General features: G+C 71.6%; 11 protein-coding genes and 1 pseudogene. 4 read left to right on the top strand and 8 right to left on the bottom strand.

Features of this window, described 5'->3' with window-relative positions; genetic code table 11:
• Positions 1-23: 23 nt before the first annotated feature.
• Together ACK1X7_RS17990 and pepN are read right to left on the bottom strand one after the other, a co-directional pair.
• Positions 24-1,051: pseudogene (locus ACK1X7_RS17990) on the bottom strand (hypothetical protein).
• 395 nt (positions 1,052-1,446) lie between these two features.
• Complete coding sequence (gene pepN, locus ACK1X7_RS17985) at positions 1,447-4,065, bottom strand: aminopeptidase N (RefSeq protein WP_385156309.1); 2,619 nt, start codon at positions 4,063-4,065, stop codon at positions 1,447-1,449.
• Positions 4,066-4,236: 171 nt separating this feature from the next.
• On the opposite strand from pepN, the gene ACK1X7_RS17980 reads away from it, so the two are divergent.
• Positions 4,237-4,872 (top strand): DsbA family protein, encoded by a 636-nt coding sequence (locus ACK1X7_RS17980; protein ID WP_385156313.1) that lies wholly within the window; start codon positions 4,237-4,239, stop codon positions 4,870-4,872.
• 160 nt (positions 4,873-5,032) lie between these two features.
• Here ACK1X7_RS17980 and ACK1X7_RS17975 read toward each other — a convergent pair whose 3' ends face one another.
• Positions 5,033-5,626, bottom strand: coding sequence for a biotin transporter BioY (locus ACK1X7_RS17975; RefSeq protein WP_198267510.1), 594 nt, complete (start codon positions 5,624-5,626; stop codon positions 5,033-5,035).
• Positions 5,627-5,879: 253 nt separating this feature from the next.
• On the opposite strand from ACK1X7_RS17975, the gene ACK1X7_RS17970 reads away from it, so the two are divergent.
• Positions 5,880-7,307 (top strand): amino acid permease, encoded by a 1,428-nt coding sequence (locus ACK1X7_RS17970; RefSeq protein WP_385142080.1) that lies wholly within the window; start codon positions 5,880-5,882, stop codon positions 7,305-7,307.
• On the opposite strand, the gene ACK1X7_RS17965 is transcribed toward ACK1X7_RS17970, so the two are convergent.
• Both ACK1X7_RS17965 and ACK1X7_RS17960 read right to left on the bottom strand, forming a co-directional pair.
• Positions 7,308-9,506, bottom strand: a complete 2,199-nt coding sequence (locus ACK1X7_RS17965; protein ID WP_385142083.1) for a tetratricopeptide repeat protein — start codon at positions 9,504-9,506, stop codon at positions 7,308-7,310.
• Positions 9,503-9,925 (bottom strand): hypothetical protein, encoded by a 423-nt coding sequence (locus ACK1X7_RS17960; protein WP_385142086.1) that lies wholly within the window; start codon positions 9,923-9,925, stop codon positions 9,503-9,505. The genes ACK1X7_RS17965 and ACK1X7_RS17960 overlap by 4 nt, the downstream gene beginning before the upstream one ends.
• Positions 9,926-10,110: 185 nt before the next feature.
• On the opposite strand from ACK1X7_RS17960, the gene ACK1X7_RS17955 reads away from it, so the two are divergent.
• Entirely contained in the window at positions 10,111-10,752 is a 642-nt protein-coding gene (locus ACK1X7_RS17955) for a superoxide dismutase (protein WP_382953258.1), read from the top strand.
• 114 nt (positions 10,753-10,866) lie between these two features.
• Here the strand turns inward: ACK1X7_RS17955 and ACK1X7_RS17950 are convergent, their stop codons facing one another.
• The 3 genes from ACK1X7_RS17950 to ACK1X7_RS17940 are packed head-to-tail and all read right to left on the bottom strand — an operon-like array spanning position 10,867 to position 13,942.
• Entirely contained in the window at positions 10,867-12,381 is a 1,515-nt protein-coding gene (locus ACK1X7_RS17950) for a tripartite tricarboxylate transporter permease (protein WP_385142089.1), read from the bottom strand.
• 2 nt (positions 12,382-12,383) lie between these two features.
• Positions 12,384-12,932, bottom strand: coding sequence for a tripartite tricarboxylate transporter TctB family protein (locus ACK1X7_RS17945; RefSeq protein ID WP_382953253.1), 549 nt, complete (start codon positions 12,930-12,932; stop codon positions 12,384-12,386).
• Positions 12,929-13,942 carry a Bug family tripartite tricarboxylate transporter substrate binding protein gene (locus ACK1X7_RS17940; RefSeq protein WP_385142094.1) on the bottom strand — a complete coding sequence of 338 codons (1,014 nt, stop codon included), beginning with the start codon at positions 13,940-13,942 and terminating at the stop codon, positions 12,929-12,931. Before ACK1X7_RS17940 ends, ACK1X7_RS17945 begins: the two co-directional genes overlap by 4 nt.
• A 112-nt stretch (positions 13,943-14,054) precedes the next feature.
• Here ACK1X7_RS17940 and ACK1X7_RS17935 point away from each other — a divergent pair, with 112 nt between their 5' ends.
• Entirely contained in the window at positions 14,055-15,137 is a 1,083-nt protein-coding gene (locus tag ACK1X7_RS17935; RefSeq protein ID WP_382953244.1) for a DUF5937 family protein, read from the top strand.
• Positions 15,138-15,168: the final 31 nt, after the last annotated feature.

Here is a 15,168-nt window from a genome sequence, read left to right as displayed (position 1 = left end):
CTCCGCGCCGGGGCATCGGGGCGTCAGCGCGGCAGGACGACCACATAGGAGGCCGGTTCGCGGTCGGCCGCCGCGATCAGGGCGGTACGGACCACCGCGGCCTGTTCCTCCGGGGTCTCCCGGAGCTGCTTCGGGGTGACGCGTACGACCGTGATCCCGAGCCGCTCCAGGTGTTCGCGCTTACGGCCGAAACCGCCGCGCCAGACCTCCTCGTCCTGGCGCGGCGCCCGGGTGTCGATCTCCACCGCCACCGCCTGCTCACGCCAGTAGGCGTCCACCCCGCCGAGGGCGGGCCCGCCGGGCAGCCGCAGCTCCACGTTCCACACGGGCTCGGGCAGGTGGTGGCCGCGGATCATGTCGTACAGCCGCCCCTCGGCGATCGCCCGGCCCTCGGCGAGCAGCGCGTCCACCGCGTCCACGACATGCGGCCGGGACAGCAGCCGGGCCGAGTGCAGCTCCGCGACGACGGCCGTGGCCTCGCAGTGGCCGTGGCGCACGGACTCGGTGAGCAGTCTGCGGACCAGGACGGCGTCGGTGAGCCGGGCGACGGCGTCGGCGAGGGCGCGGGCCACCGGGGTGGTGGGCACTCCCGCGACGTACTGGGGGCCGGGCAGTGTGCCCGCCCGGACGAAGCGGACGAAGCCGGTGGCGCGCAGCCGCCGGGTGCGCGGCACCAGGACGTCGATCCGGTCGAGGGAGGCCAGCGGGGGAGCGGAGGAGAAGTGGTGCAGGGCGAGCGCGGCAAGCCCGGTGATCATCGCCTCGCGTGCGGTTCGCCGTCGCCCCCCGGCGAGGCGCCGTCGGCACCCTGGCCGCGGCTCGCGGTGTACAGCAGCGCGGCCAGCAGCCGCTCCTCGCTGGTCGCCGGGCCGGGGTGGAGCAGATGGACGCCCGGCAGGATCTGCTGCCAGGGCCCGCCGGCCCGGCTGCGCTCCGCGGCGACGGACGCGGTCACACCGTGCTCGCGGAGCTGACGTGTCGTCAACACCCGGCGCTGGACGTCCGAGAGGTGATGGAGGGGGCGGGGGGACAGCGGCGTGTTGTGGCTCATGCCCCCGCCATTCCCGCGCCCGCCGCACCGGCTAACCCCTGTTACAGAGTCGTCGACAAAAGCGGACAACCCCGCACTAAAGTACGACAGTTCGAATGCCGAAAAGGCTCCCCGCCCCGGCGCCCGGTCGCGCGGCCCGGCCGCAGGTCCGGGCCGCGAGGTCCGGCTCAGGGGTCCGACGTGCGAGGCCCTGCTGCGGGGCCCGGCCGCGCGGTGCGGCTACGGTGCCCCGTAGCGGTGCCCGGCTTGCTGGGTCCGGCCGCCGGGGCCCGGTCGCGCGGCCCGGCCGCAAGGTCCCGCCCCGGCGCCCGCCGCGGTGGCCGCGCGATGCCCGCGCGGCGCTTGCCCGGCGGTAGCCGGGGCGCCGTGCGGGCACCCGAGGGGCGGCGTACGCCTCAGACTGCCGCCCTCTTGTCGCAGTCCTGTCCGCGCAGGGCACGGGCGAGGTCGTCGCGTGCCTCCAGGACCAGTCGGCGCAGCGCGGGCGCCGCGTCCGGGTGGCCGTCCAGCCAGGTGTCGGCCGCCTCCAGGGCGTGGGCGTCGCCCTGGGCGGCCGGGAAGAGCCCGCGCACGATCGCCATCCCGATCTCGATCGACCGCTCCTGCCAGATCCGCTCGATCACCTCGAAGTAGCGCGGTGCGTACGGCGCAAGCAGCTCCCGCTGGCCCGGCTGGTCGAAACCGGAGATGGTGGCCTCCACCAGGGCGTTGGAGAGCCGGTCGGACTCCACCACCGCCTCCCATGCCTCGGCCTTGACCGCGGCGGAGGGCCGGGCGGCCAGGCACCGCACCTGGTGGCGCTTGCCGGAGGCGGTGTCGTCGCGCGCCAGCTCGGCGCCGATCAGCGCCTCGTCGGCCTGGCCGCTCGCGGCCAGCGCGGCCAGGAACGTCCAGCGCAGCTCCTGGTCCACATCCAGCCCGTCGATCCGGGCCGTGCCGTCCAGCAGCCCGCTCAGCATCCGCAGCTCGGACTCGGCGACGGCGACCTGTGCGAAGAACCGCGCCCAGGCGAGCTGATGCCCGCTGCCCGGCTCGGCCTGCCGCAGCTCGCTGAGCGCGACCTCGGCGAGCTGGGCACCGGCCGCCTCGCGCGCCTCCGGCGCCGAGTAGTGGTGCAGGGCGGACAGCGCCCACGCCTGGACCATCTGGAGCACGCCGATGTCGCTCTCGGCCCCGGCGAACCGCCGCACCAGCTCCAGATAGTCGCGGGCGGGCAGCAGCGCGTCACGGGTGAGGTTCCACAGCGCGGACCAGCTCAGCGCGCGGGCGAGGGGGTCGGTCAGCTCGCCCAGGTGCTGACGCAGGGTGTCCAGCGACCCCTCGTCGAAGCGGATCTTGCAGTAGGTGAGGTCGTCGTCGTTGACCAGGATCAGATCGGGCCGGGCGGCGCCGGTCAGCTCGGGGACGACCGTACGGGGACCGTCGACGTCCACCTCGGCGCGGGCGTAGCGCACCAGCGCCCCGGGGCGCTCACCGGCCGGGGCCTCCTTGCGGTACAGCCCCACCGCCACTCGGTGCGGACGAAGTGTCGGGTGACTCTCGGCGGCCTCCTGCTCCACCGCCAGCTCGGTGATATGCCCCTCGGCGTCATAGGTGGCGTGCGGGGTGAGCGCGTTGACCCCCGCGGTCTCCAGCCAGGCGCGCGACCAGGTGGCCATGTCCCGGCCCGAGGTCTCGCCGAGCACCGCCAGCAGATCCGACAGCCGGGTGTTTCCGTACGCGTGCCGCTTGAAGTAGCGCCGCGCGCCCTCCAGGAAGGCGTCCTGCCCGACGTAGGCCACGAGCTGCTTGAGCACGGAGGCGCCCTTGGCGTATGTGATCCCGTCGAAGTTGAGCTTGGCGTCCTCCAGGTCACGGATGTCGGCCGTGACCGGGTGGGTGGACGGCAGTTGGTCGGCGCGGTAGGCCCAAGCCTTGCGGCGGTTGGCGAAGGTGATCCAGCCGTCGGTGAAGCGGGTCGCCCCGACCAGCGCGAAGGCCCCCATGAAGTCGGCGAACGACTCCTTGAGCCACAGGTCGTCCCACCACTCCATGGTCACCAGGTCGCCGAACCACATATGCGCCATCTCGTGCAGGATGACGTTGGCCCGGCCCTCGTACGACGCCTGGGTGACCTTGCCGCGGAAGACGAACTCCTCCCGGAAGGTCACACAGCCCGGGTTCTCCATCGCGCCGAGGTTGTACTCCGGCACGAACGCCTGGTCGTACTTGCCGAACGGGTACGGATAGTCGAAGTGGTCGTGGAAGAAGTCCAGCCCCTGCTTGGTGACGGTGAAGATGTCGCCCGCGTCGAAGTGCTTGGCCAGCCCCTTGCGGCACAGCGCGCCCAGCGGGATCTCCAGCTCGGAGCCGTCCGGCAGCGTGCGGCGGTAGAGGTCGCTCTCGTGGTGGTACGGACCGGCGAGCACGGCCGTGATGTACGTCGAGATGGGCCGGGTCGGGACGAAGTGGCTGGTCGCGGCGGAATCGCCGGCGCCGGACGGCTCCACCCGGTCCACCGTCCCGTTGCTCAGCACCGTCCAGCCCTCCGGGGCGGTCACCGAGAAGGTGAACGGGGCCTTGAGATCCGGCTGTTCGAAGTTGGCGAAGACCCGGCGGGCGTCGGCCGGCTCGTACTGGGTGTAGAGGTAGACCTCGCCGTCCTCCGGGTCCACGAAGCGGTGCAGGCCCTCGCCGGTGCGGCTGTAGGCGCACTGCGCGTCCACCACCAGCTCGTTCTCCGCGGCGAGCCCGTCCAGCGCGATCCGGGAGCCGTCGAAGACCGCCGCCGCGTCCAGCTCCCGCCCGTTGAGCCGCACCGAGGTCACCGAGGGCGCCAGCAGATCGGCGAAGGTCGCCGCGCCCGGCTCGGCGCAGCGGAAGCGGATCGTGGTCGTGGAGCGGAAGGTGCGCGGCCCGGACCCGGTGTGCTCACCGACCGCGGACCGCAGATCGAGCGCAACCTCGTAACCCTCGACGGTCAGCAGCTTCGCCCGCGCACGGGCCTCGTCACGGGTCAGGTTCTCACCGGGCACGACGCGGCTCCCTCGGCAATGTCTCGCATCTCGGATATCGGACAGCGGAAATCATGTCACGGTGCACCGACAGCCGGTATCGGGGAATGGGCTCCCCTCCCGCCCGCGTTGAGTCGGGTAGCTAGCTCTCTGTTCATTTGCGATGACCACGCGCCCGCTCGAGGAGAAACCGTGACCGAGACTGCCAAGACTCCTGCTGATTTCTGGTTCGATCCGCTGTGTCCCTGGGCCTGGATGACCTCGCGCTGGATGCTCGAGGTGGAGAAGGTGCGCCCGGTCGAGGTGCGTTGGCACGTCATGAGCCTCGCCGTGCTCAACGAGCCCAAGCTGGATGAGCTGCCCGAGGAGTACCGCGAGCTGCTGAAGACCGCCTGGGGTCCGGTCCGGGTCTGCATCGCCGCCGAGCAGAAACACGGCAGCGAGGTCCTCGGCCGGCTCTACACCGCCCTCGGCACCCGCTTCCACAACCAGGGCCTGGAGAAGAACCGCGAGACGATCGTGGCCGCTCTCGAGGAGGCCGGTCTCCCCGCCGACCTCGCCGACTACGCCGACTCCGACGCGTATGACACCGAGCTGCGCGCCTCCCACAAGGAGGGCATCGAGCTGGTCGGCCAGGACGTGGGCACCCCCGTCATCGCCGTCCCGGGCTCGGACGGCGAGCAGGTCGCCTTCTTCGGCCCCGTGGTCACCCCCGCCCCCAAGGGCGAGGACGCCGCCAAGCTCTGGGACGGCACCCTGATGGTCGCCTCGATCCCCGGCTTCTACGAGATCAAGCGGACCCGTACGGTCGGCCCGCTCTTCGACTGACGCCCTCCTCCGCCGCCACGGCAAGGACGCCGCCACGGCAGGGCCCCCGCGCGAGTCGACCGCGCGGGGGCCCTTTTCGCTTCCCGGCCGCCCATGCATGGGCTCACGCATGGGCGGCCGGGTGGCCATGCGTGAGCCCATGCCCGGACGTACGGGTGGCTCAGCCCCGGCGGCCCACCAGCTTCCAGGCGGCCGGCAGCGCGCCCATCGCCAGCGCGGCCTTCAGCGCGTCCCCGATCAGGAACGGGGTGAGCCCGGCCGCGACCGCCTCGCCGAGGGAGATGTGGGTGGCCAGCGCCAGATACGGGACGCCCACGGCGTAGGTGACCGCCGAGCCGACCGCCATGGTGCCCGCGGTGCGCAGCACCCCGCGGTCGCCGCCGCGCCGGGCCAGCGCGCCCACCACGGTCGCCGCCAGCAGCATGCCCAGCACATAGCCGAAGGACGGCATGGCCGCGCCGGAGCTGCCCTCGGCGAACCACGGCACACCGGCCATGCCGACCAGGGTGTACAGCGCCAGCGACAGGAAGCCGCGCCGGGCGCCCAGCGAGGTGCCCACCAGCAGGGCGGCGAACGTCTGGCCGGTCACCGGCACCGGCGAGCCGGGGACGGGCACCGAGAGCTGCGCGGCGAGACCGGTGAGCACGGCGCCCCCGATGACCAGCGCGGTGTCCCGGGCCAGGACGCGCCGGGCGGGAAAGACCGCGTCCGCGAGGACCGTACCGGGTGTGGCGGCGGCAGAAACCGTGCTCATCAGCGATGCTCCCAGGTCAGAGGGTGGATACCGGGACGCTAACCCAATGCGCGGGCCTAGGACACCGTCGGATGACCACAAAGCCGGACGCATCGGCTTGGCGGCTTCTGGCAGATACACCCGGTACGGAGCGTGACGCAGGTGTCCGATATCCAGAAAAGATTGGTCGTGATGTTGTCCTGATAGGACGCGGCCTTCACACTAGGGACGTTTTGCAGCCGCCCGCCCGCCGCGTAAGGGACAGAGAAGAAGAATGAACCGGACATCCGCGTCCTCCGGGCCATCCGGCACCGCCGAGGCGACCGGCGCGGGCGCGACCGCCACGCCACCGCTCTCCCACGGCCTCAAGCAGCGCCATCTGTCGATGATCGCCCTCGGGGGTGTGATCGGCGCGGGGCTGTTCGTCGGCTCCGGCGCCGGAATCGCCGCCGCCGGTCCGTCGATCGTGGTGGCCTATGCGCTGTCCGGGCTCCTGGTGATGCTCGTGATGCGGATGCTCGGCGAGATGTCGGCGGCCAACCCGGCCTCCGGCTCGTTCTCCGTGCACGCCGAGCGGGCGATCGGGCCCTGGGCGGGGTTCACGGTCGGCTGGATGTTCTGGATCCTGCTGTGCGTGGGCATCGCCGCCGAGGCGATCGGCGCGGCCGGGATCATGGTCCAGTGGTTCCCGGGCACCGACTCCTGGATGTGGGTCGCCCTCTTCATGGCGATGTTCTGCGGCACGAACCTCGCCGCGGTCAGCAACTTCGGCGAATTCGAATTCTGGTTCGCCGCGCTGAAGATCGCCGCGATCACGATCTTCCTGGTCCTCGGCGTACTCGCGATCCTCGGCGTCCTGCCGGGCACCGACGCCCCCGGCGGCTCCCATCTCACCGGTGACGGCGGCTTCCTCCCCAACGGGGTGAACGGCCTGGTCGTCGGCCTGCTGGCCTCCGTCTTCGCCTACGGCGGACTGGAGACGGTGACGATCGCGGCGGCCGAGTCCGAGAACCCGGTCAAGAGCGTCGCGGGCGCGGTGCGCACCGCGATGTGGCGCATCGCCCTCTTCTACGTCGGCTCGATGGTGGTCGTGGTCACGCTGATCCCGTGGAACGACAAGGCGCTGGTCGCCGAGGGGCCGTACGTGGCCGTCCTCAACCACCTCGACATCCCCGCGGCCGGCGACATCATGAACGTGATCGTGCTGATCGCGCTGCTCTCCGCGATGAACGCCAACATCTACGGCGCCTCCCGCATGTCCTACTCCCTGGTCACCCGCGGCGAGGGCCCCGCCTTCCTCGGCCGCGTCACCGGCGGCGTCCCCCGCCTCACCGTGCTCGCCTCCTCCTTCTTCGGCTTCGTCGCGGTGCTGCTCAGCTACTGGTGGCCGGACACCATCTTCAAATGGCTGCTCAACATGGTCGGCGCCGCGGTTCTGGTCGTCTGGGGCTTCATCGCCGCCGCCCAACTGCGCATGCGCAGCCGCCTCCAGCGCGAGTCCCCGGAGAAGCTCGTGGTGAAGATGTGGCTCTTCCCGTACCTGACCTGGGTCGCCCTGGCCGCCACGGTCGGCGTGCTGGTGCTGATGCTGCGCGAGAGCGACACCCGCAGCCAGCTCTACGCCACGGCCGTGATGGCGATCGCCCTCGCGATCATCGGCTACGTACGCCAGCGGATGTCGGTGGCCCGACAGGAGGGCTGATCAGGGCTGGGCTCCGGCCTCGGCTTGCCATGCGGTGAGCCACTCGCGGCCCTCCACGACGAACGGGTGCTCGGGTCCGAGCACCCGTTCGCGGCGTTCGATGAGCTCATGGAGTGCCGCGACAGCCTCGTCCAGCTTGCCGAGACCGTGCGCGACTCGGGCGGTGAGCGAAAGCGCCGCTAGGGTCAGCGGGTGTTCCCGCCCTTGACGACTGGTCCGGTCCGCCAGCACTCGACGGGCCACAGGCTCCGCTTCCGCGTAGCGGCCGAGAATGCGTAATCCTTCGCCGTAGCAGTGATAAGTCAAGACGGTGGTGAGGTGGTCGGGCTGGAGGAAGTGATCACAGTCCTCGGTGACCTGTGCCGCTTCGTCGAACTCTGTTGATCTGCCGAGCTCCGGCAGGATTTCGAGGATGAGTGCTCGGCTGAAAAGCGTCTCCAAGGCACCTGCGCCCAACACCCGCCGCTGGCCGTCGATTGCTCTGCGAACCGACTGCACAGCTTCCTCGTGACGGCCCAGCAGGTTCAGGGACAGTCCCAGACCCAGATGGCTCCGCAGAGTCTCTGGATGATCCGGACCGAGCACCCTCTTGCGCGCAGCCAGTGTTTGTCGATGCACTGCTTCGGCGTCCGAGAAGCGTGCCAGGTAGTGGAGCGCCCAGCCCTCAGCGTCACGCGCGGAGAGATAGACAGAGTTCTCCTTCCCCAGGCATAGCTCGGCGCTACCCGCAGCGTACCGAGCCTGTTTGAGGGCACCAGGGAAGTTCCCCGCGTGATGCATCAGCCGCGCGGCGCGCACTGCCAACCGGGCAGGCAATTCCCCTGGGGCCGCCTGTAGCAGGCGGGAGACGTGCGGAGCAAACAGTTCCCACCCCGTGGGAGTGTCGGCAGGTACGGCTTCGTCCGGCGGCAGCGCCGCTTCCAGCAATCGGCCCGCCGCCTCGGCCAGCGCCGCGCGCTGCTCCTCCGGAACGCCGACCGCGACGCTGTCCAGCAGCACCCCGTGAACCTGTACGCACCGACGGCCGTCCGTCTCGACCATGCCGATCAGCGAGTGGTCGAGCAGCCCGCGCAGCGCGGGCTCGACCCGGTCCGCGGCGAGCGGCGGGTCGAGATGGCCGAGGTCCACTTCCTCCCGCGCCACCGGCATCAGCAGGGACAGCGGCACCGGGTCCGCCGCCCAGCAGGACAGCAGCCGTAGCAGCGTGGTGGCCTCCGGCAGTCCCTGCCCGGCGAGGGCGTCCAGGGACAACTGCCAGGTGCGGCCGACGAGATGGCGGGACTGGCCGCTGCCGACCGCGCCCTGGTCGACCAGGGCCGTGGAGTCCTCGCTCAGCTTCCGGTCGTACTCGTCCATCGACCACGACTCCAGGAGTTGATGCGACAGATGCGAACCCGCCAGGGTCAGGGCCAGCGGCAGACAGCCCAGCCGTCGCGCCACCTTCTGCGCCGATTCGACGGTACCGGCGTCCGGCGCCAGATCGCAGAGGACCTGTGCCGCGTCGGCCTCCGGCAGCACCCCGACGGGGTGCCGTGCCGACCCGGTGCCCCGCCACAGCGGCGACGTCGCGTGCCGCGTGGTCACCAGGACCGTGCCGAGCGGGCTGGTGCGCAGCCAGCCGCCCTCCTCCAGGACCGTCGGGTCGTCGGCGTTGTCCAGGACCAGCAGCCAGCGCTGGGCGGAGTGGTCCAGGTAGTGCCAGACCAGGTCGGCGGCGGCACGCTGGCCGCCGGCCGCGGCGGCCAGTTCGCCCGTGGTCGCACCCCGGTCGCCCGCCACGGCGAGCATGCCCGCGCGCAGGGAGATCCGCTCCGAGGCGTTCACCCAGAGCCCGATGCGTCCGTGGTCCCTTACGGCCTCCGTGAAGAGGGCGTGCGCCACCGCCGTCTTGCCGCAGCCGCCCAGGCCGTGCAGGACGTGAACGTCGCCACCGGGGCCGGTGACGGCGGCTCGGAGCCGCTCCATAAGGTCGGCGCGGTCCCGCAGGATGCCCGGTGTCCGCCCGACGAGCGGCACGCGTACGGAGTCGGGGACCGTCGCGCCCTGGGGCGGCCGGGGGCCGACCGGCTGCGGTGCGAGGAGGGACCCGGTTCCGGCTCCGTAGTGGTGGTGGTGCTCCTGGATGTACTGGTCGCCGCCGGTCTGGAAGACGCGGCCCTGGCCGGACGCGCGGCCGTCGATGGGGCCCGGCCCGCTCATCGCTCGGTGATGTGCTGGTCGCGGCCGGCCTGGTAGACCCGGCCGCTGCCGGACGCCTCGGCCGTCATATGGATCTCGCCGACGGCGGGTCGCCGATCGGGGAGGTGGGGGTGCAACTCGTCCAGGATGCGGCGCAGTTCAGCCGCCACCTCCGGCTGGGCCGCCAGCAGCCGGCGCACCCGTCCCTGCCATTCGGCGGCCAGCTCCGCCTCGGAGTCCTCGTCGCCCGTCTCGCGCGCGAGCAGCAGATCGGCGCGGCTCGCCTCGTACTCCTCGCCGATGCCGCCGGCTCTGGCGGGCTGGAACCTCTGCCAGAGCGAGACGAGGCCGTCTCTGGCCGACTCCCAGGCCGTGGTGGCCATCAACGTGACCATGGTGGTGCCCGCCGTCCTGGCGAGATCGGCGATCTGCGGATCCATGCCCTCCCCCTTCGAGCGACCTTTGATCATAGGTCCGCGGTTCGCCCCGCGCATGGATCAGATCAGGCCACTCCCCGTGCACGGCGTCCGACGCCCGGCCGGTCCGCATGCGGTGGCGGAAAACGCTCTTGCTGCTAGCGTGTACTTGCAAGTTAATTGCAATAACGCGGTCCGAAGGGCTTCGCATGGCCATCTACACACTTCCTGAACTTCCGTACGACTACTCGGCGCTGGCCCCGGTCATCAGCCCCGAGATCATCGAGCTGCACCACGACAAGCACCACGCCGCGTACGTCAAGGGCGCGAACGACACGATGGAGCAACTCGCGGAGGCGCGGGACAAGGATCAGTGGGGCTCGATCAACGGGCTCGAGAAGAACTTGGCCTTCCATCTGTCCGGCCACATCCTGCACAGCATCTACTGGCACAACATGACCGGTGACGGCGGCGGCGAGCCGCTGGAGAAGGACGGGGTCGGCGAGCTGGCCGACGCCATCGCCGAGCACTTCGGCTCCTACGCGGGCTTCAAGGCCCAACTGACCAAGGCCGCCGCCACCACCCAGGGCTCGGGCTGGGGCGTGCTGGCGTACGAGCCGGTCAGCGGGCGGCTGGTGGTCGAGCAGGTCTACGACCACCAGGGGAACGTGGGGCAGGGCTCGGTGCCGATCCTGGTCTTCGACGCCTGGGAGCACGCCTTCTACCTTCAGTACAAGAACCAGAAGGTGGACTTCATCGAGGCCATGTGGCAGGTCGTCAACTGGCAGGATGTGGCGCGCCGTTACACGGCCGCCAAGGAGCGCGCCCACAACCTGCTGCTGGCCCCGTAACCCGGAGCGCTCACCAGGCCACCTGCTTGCGTGATCGTCTTCTCACCGAACACCGGGCAGGCGGAAAAGGGGCCCCCGCGCGGTCGACTCGCGCGGGGGCCCTGCCGTTGGTGGTCAGCCCGCCGTCTCCGGCTCGCGTCCCCGCGTCCGGCGGATCGCGCGTGCGGCCATCGGGCCGACCAGGGCGATCAGCGACAGGCACAGGATCGCCGCGGAGAGCGGGCGGGTGAAGAAGATCGTCCAGTCGCCCTCGCTGAAGGCCAGCGCACGCCGGAACTGGGTCTCCGCCATCGGACCCAGTACGGCGCCCAGGATCAGCGGGGCGACCGGATAGCCGGTGCGGCGCATGCCGAAGCCCAGGACGCCGAAGAGCACCGCGATGCCGAGGTCGACCGCGTTCTGCGACAGCGCGTACACCCCCAGGGCCGCGAAGACCACGATGCCCGCGGTGAGCAGCGGGCGCGGCAGCCGGAGGAGCTTCACCCACAGCGGGATCAGCGGCAGGTTGAGCACGAGCAGCATCACATTGCCGATGTAGAGGCTGGCGATCAGCGTCCAGACCAGCGCCGACTGGGTCTCGAAGAGTTGCGGGCCGGGCTGCACGTTGTACATCTGGAACGCGATCAGCAGCACCCCGGCCGTCGCGGAGGTGGGGATCCCCAGCGTCAGCAGGGGCATCAGCACCCCCGAGAACGCGGCGTTGTTGGCGGCCTCGGGGCCCGCCACCCCCTCGATGGCGCCCTTGCCGAACTGCTTCTTGTACCGGGACAGCCGCTTCTCCACGTTGTAGCTCAGGAACGTGGGTATCTCCGCGCCGCCCGCGGGCAGGGCGCCGATCGGCAGGCCGATCGCCGTACCCCGCAGCCACGGCTTCCAGGACCGCCGCCAGTCCTCGGGGCTCATCCCGATCCTGCCGCCCACCGGGAGGACCCGCTCCTCGGGCGCCCGCCGCAGCCGGGCCGCGGTGTAGAGCGCCTCCCCGATCGCGAAGAGCCCGACGGCGACGGCCACGATCTGGATCCCGTCGTACAGTTCCGGCACCCCGAAGGTGTAGCGCGCCTGGCCGGTGAGGCTGTCGATGCCGACGAGCCCGATGGCCAGGCCCAGGAAGAGGCTGCACAGCCCGCGCGCCGGGGCGTCGGCCACGACGGCGGTGACCGTGGCGAAGGCGAGGATCATCACGGCGAAGTACTCGGCGGGCTGGATCTTCTCGGCGATCTGCGCCATGGCCGGGCCCGCGAAGGTGATCCCGACGGTGGAGATCGTGCCCGCCACGAACGAGCCGATCGCGGCCGTGGCGAGCGCGGCCCCGGCCCGCCCGGAGCGGGCCATCGGATGGCCCTCCAGGGTCGTGGGGACCGACGCCGTCTCCCCGGGCACGTTCAGCAGGATGGCCGTGGTGGAACCGCCGTACATCCCGCCGTAGTAGATGCCCGCGAAGAGCACCAGCGCTCCGGTGGGGTCGAAGACGAAGGTGAGCGGGAGCAGCAGCGCCACCGTGGTGGCGGGGCCCAGGCCGGGCAGCACGCCGACCAGCGAGCCCAGCGTGCAGCCCGCGAACGCCAGCAGCAGATGCATGGGGCTGAACGCGCTGCCGAAACCGCCCATGAGGTCGTTGAGGACATCCATGGTCAGAACGCCAATCGGACGATGCCGGGCGGCAGATGGATGCCCAGCAGACGGTCGAAGAGGAAGTACACGGCCAGCGCCAGCACCAGGCCGATCAGGGCGTCACGGAGGATCCGGCGGCTGCCGAGCACCCGCGCGACCAGTGCGAAGAGCACGGCCGTCGACTGCCAGTAGCCGCAGGGGGCCAGCGCGAACAGATAGCCGACCAGCAGCGCGAGCAGGGCCGCCACCGGGCGCCACTCGGTGAGCCGGGCCTCCTCGCGCGCCTGCTCGGCCAGCACCGGATCGCTGCCGCGGAACGCCTGGACGACGGAGACCGACGCCGCGACGCACAGCCCCACGCCGACCAGCAGGGGAAACGCCCGGGGGCCCACGTCCTGGTCGATGGCCCCCTCCGGAATGGCGAACGCCCAGCCCAGCACGGCCACGCCCGCGGCGAGGAAGAGCAGCGCGGCCACCCGCGGCCCCCAGAGCGGCCCCTCCGGCGGGGCGGCGCCGCCGGGCGCGGCCGCCTCCGCTTCCGGGCGCACCGCCTCGTCCCGCGCGCTCATGAGCCGAGCCCCACGGACGTGAGCGCCTGGCCGACCTGGCGCTGCTGCTTGTCGATCAGGGCGCCATACGTCTTCCCCGGCACCCACACGCTCTTCCAGTCGTTCTGCCGCAACGCCCGTTTCCAGCACGAAGTCCGGCGCATCCGGTCCACCACCTTCACGATCGCCCGCTGTTCGTCGTCGCTCAGCCCGGGCGGGGCCATGACCCCGCCGACGCTCACCACGCTCTCGTCGCCGTAGCCCAGTGCGGAGAGGGTGGGGGCGTCGATGCCCTCGGGGGCCTTGTCGCCGCTGACCGCGAGGACCCGCAGCTTTCCGGCCTCGATCTGCGGACGGACCTCCGTCAGCGTCGACAGGCCGACCTTCGAGGCCCCGCTCAGCAGCAGGTTGAGCACCTCCCCGCCGCCACCGGTGGGCACATAGGTGACCTTGCGTGCCGGGACGCCCGCGGCCTTGGCGAGGGCGGCCACCGTGATGTGGTCCGGGCCGCCCAGCGAACCGCCCACCCAGGACGTCTTCTTGGGGTCCTTCCGCATGGCCGCCAGCACCGAGCGCAGGTCGCGGAAGGAGGAGCGGGCCGGCACCACGATCGCGGTCGTGCTCACCGTGAGCCCGGCCACCGGAGTGAGCTCGGACAGTTTCACGGGGGAGTGGTTCTGGATGGCGCCGCCGATCATGGTCACCGTGTCCATGGTCATCAGTTGGTACGGATCGCCTCCCCGCCCCGCCATCCGGGCGAGCCCGATGGTGCCGCCCGCGCCCGGGGCGTTGGTGACCGTGACGTCCTCGTCGATGGTCTCGCAGGTGGTGAGCGCCGAACCGATGCCGCGCGCCCGTGCGTCCCAGCCGCCGCCGACGCTCCCGGGAGCGAGGATCGACAGCCCGCGGGAGGGGTAGTCGGCGACGGCTCCCGAGTCGCCCAGCGACCCGATGGTGCACGCACTGCTCACCGTGGCCACGAGGGCGACCACCGCTGCCAGCCGCGGGCCGTTCCTGAGGAGAGGAGGCATGGGGACGCTCCAGGCGAGGGAGGGGAAGGCGAAGTGGGCTGGAGCTTGCGCCTCCGCCGACGGCCCCCACAAGACGATTGACTCGAAGGCATCAATGGCCGACGCTGCCCGGATGCCCGTCGTGATCGAGCTGGGGCCCGCCCCGGAGCACCGCATCAGCACCCGTCTGTCCCCGCTCGCCGAGCTGTGCGCCTGTCTGCACGCGCTGGACGGGCCACGCCACCATCCGGCCAGCCGGCGCTGGGTGGGGGCGGTCCTGCACGGCGCGGACGAACGGCTGCTGGAGCGGGCCGGGCTGTGGGCGCCGCTGTGGGGCGCCTTCCGCGCCCGCTATCTGCTGCCCCTCACCCCGGGCCCGGAGCGCGACCTGGAGGAGGAGCTGGCGGAGGTGGCGAAGCTGGACGAGGAGACGTTCACGACCATGACCGAGCAGGCGCTCGTCGGCAAGAACGGCCATGGCCCGGGCTCCGGATCCCGGCGCGGCGGCCGCTCGCCGGAGCGCTTCCTGGCCCGGCTGCGGCAGCTCTCCGAGCGCCGGTTCGACCTGGGGCTGCGGCTGCTGGCCGATCCGGCCGGTTTCCGGGACGGCCTGCTCGCCTTTCTGTCCGCCGTGGCCGAGGAGGTCTTCGAGGCGGAGTGGACGCGACTGCGCGCCACCCTGGAGGCCGACGCCCGGATCCGCGGCCATGAACAGTCCCGCTACGGGGCGGCCGTGCTGGCCGGGTTCCCCACCGCCCGCATGGAGCAGGACCCGCCCCGGGTGGTCTTCGACAAGCTCTACAACGCACGGGCCAGCCTCGCCGACAGTCCCTGTCTGCTGGTGCCGTCGCTGCACATCAACCCGCATCTCGCGATCAAGCACTACCCCGGATACCCGGTCGTGGTGCAGTACCCGGTGCGCGACGCGGCGGGCGCGGAGCCGACCGCCCTGGACGTGGTGATGCGCGGGCTGCGGGCGCTGGACGAGCCGCTGCGCATCCGGATGTGCCGGGCGCTGCTGCGGCAGTCGATGACGACGACGGAGCTGGCCACCCAGTTCGAGATGACGCCGCCGCAGATGTCGCGGCATCTGCGCAAGCTGCGGGAGGCCGGAATGGTGCACACCCACCGGGAGGGCGCGCGGGTGCACTACCAGTTGGACGAGGCGGCGGTGCGCAACCTGGGCGTCGATCTGCTCTCCGCGCTGCACCGCTGAGAACCGGTGCCGCTCACCCCGAAGGTATTGA

The sequence above is a fragment of the Streptomyces sp. CY-1 genome, from assembly GCF_047218265.1.
Taxonomy (GTDB): Bacteria; Actinomycetota; Actinomycetes; order Streptomycetales; family Streptomycetaceae; genus Streptomyces; species Streptomyces niphimycinicus.
The sequence above is the reverse complement of the archived record's forward strand: the minus strand, read 5'-3'. Positions and strand labels throughout refer to the sequence as shown.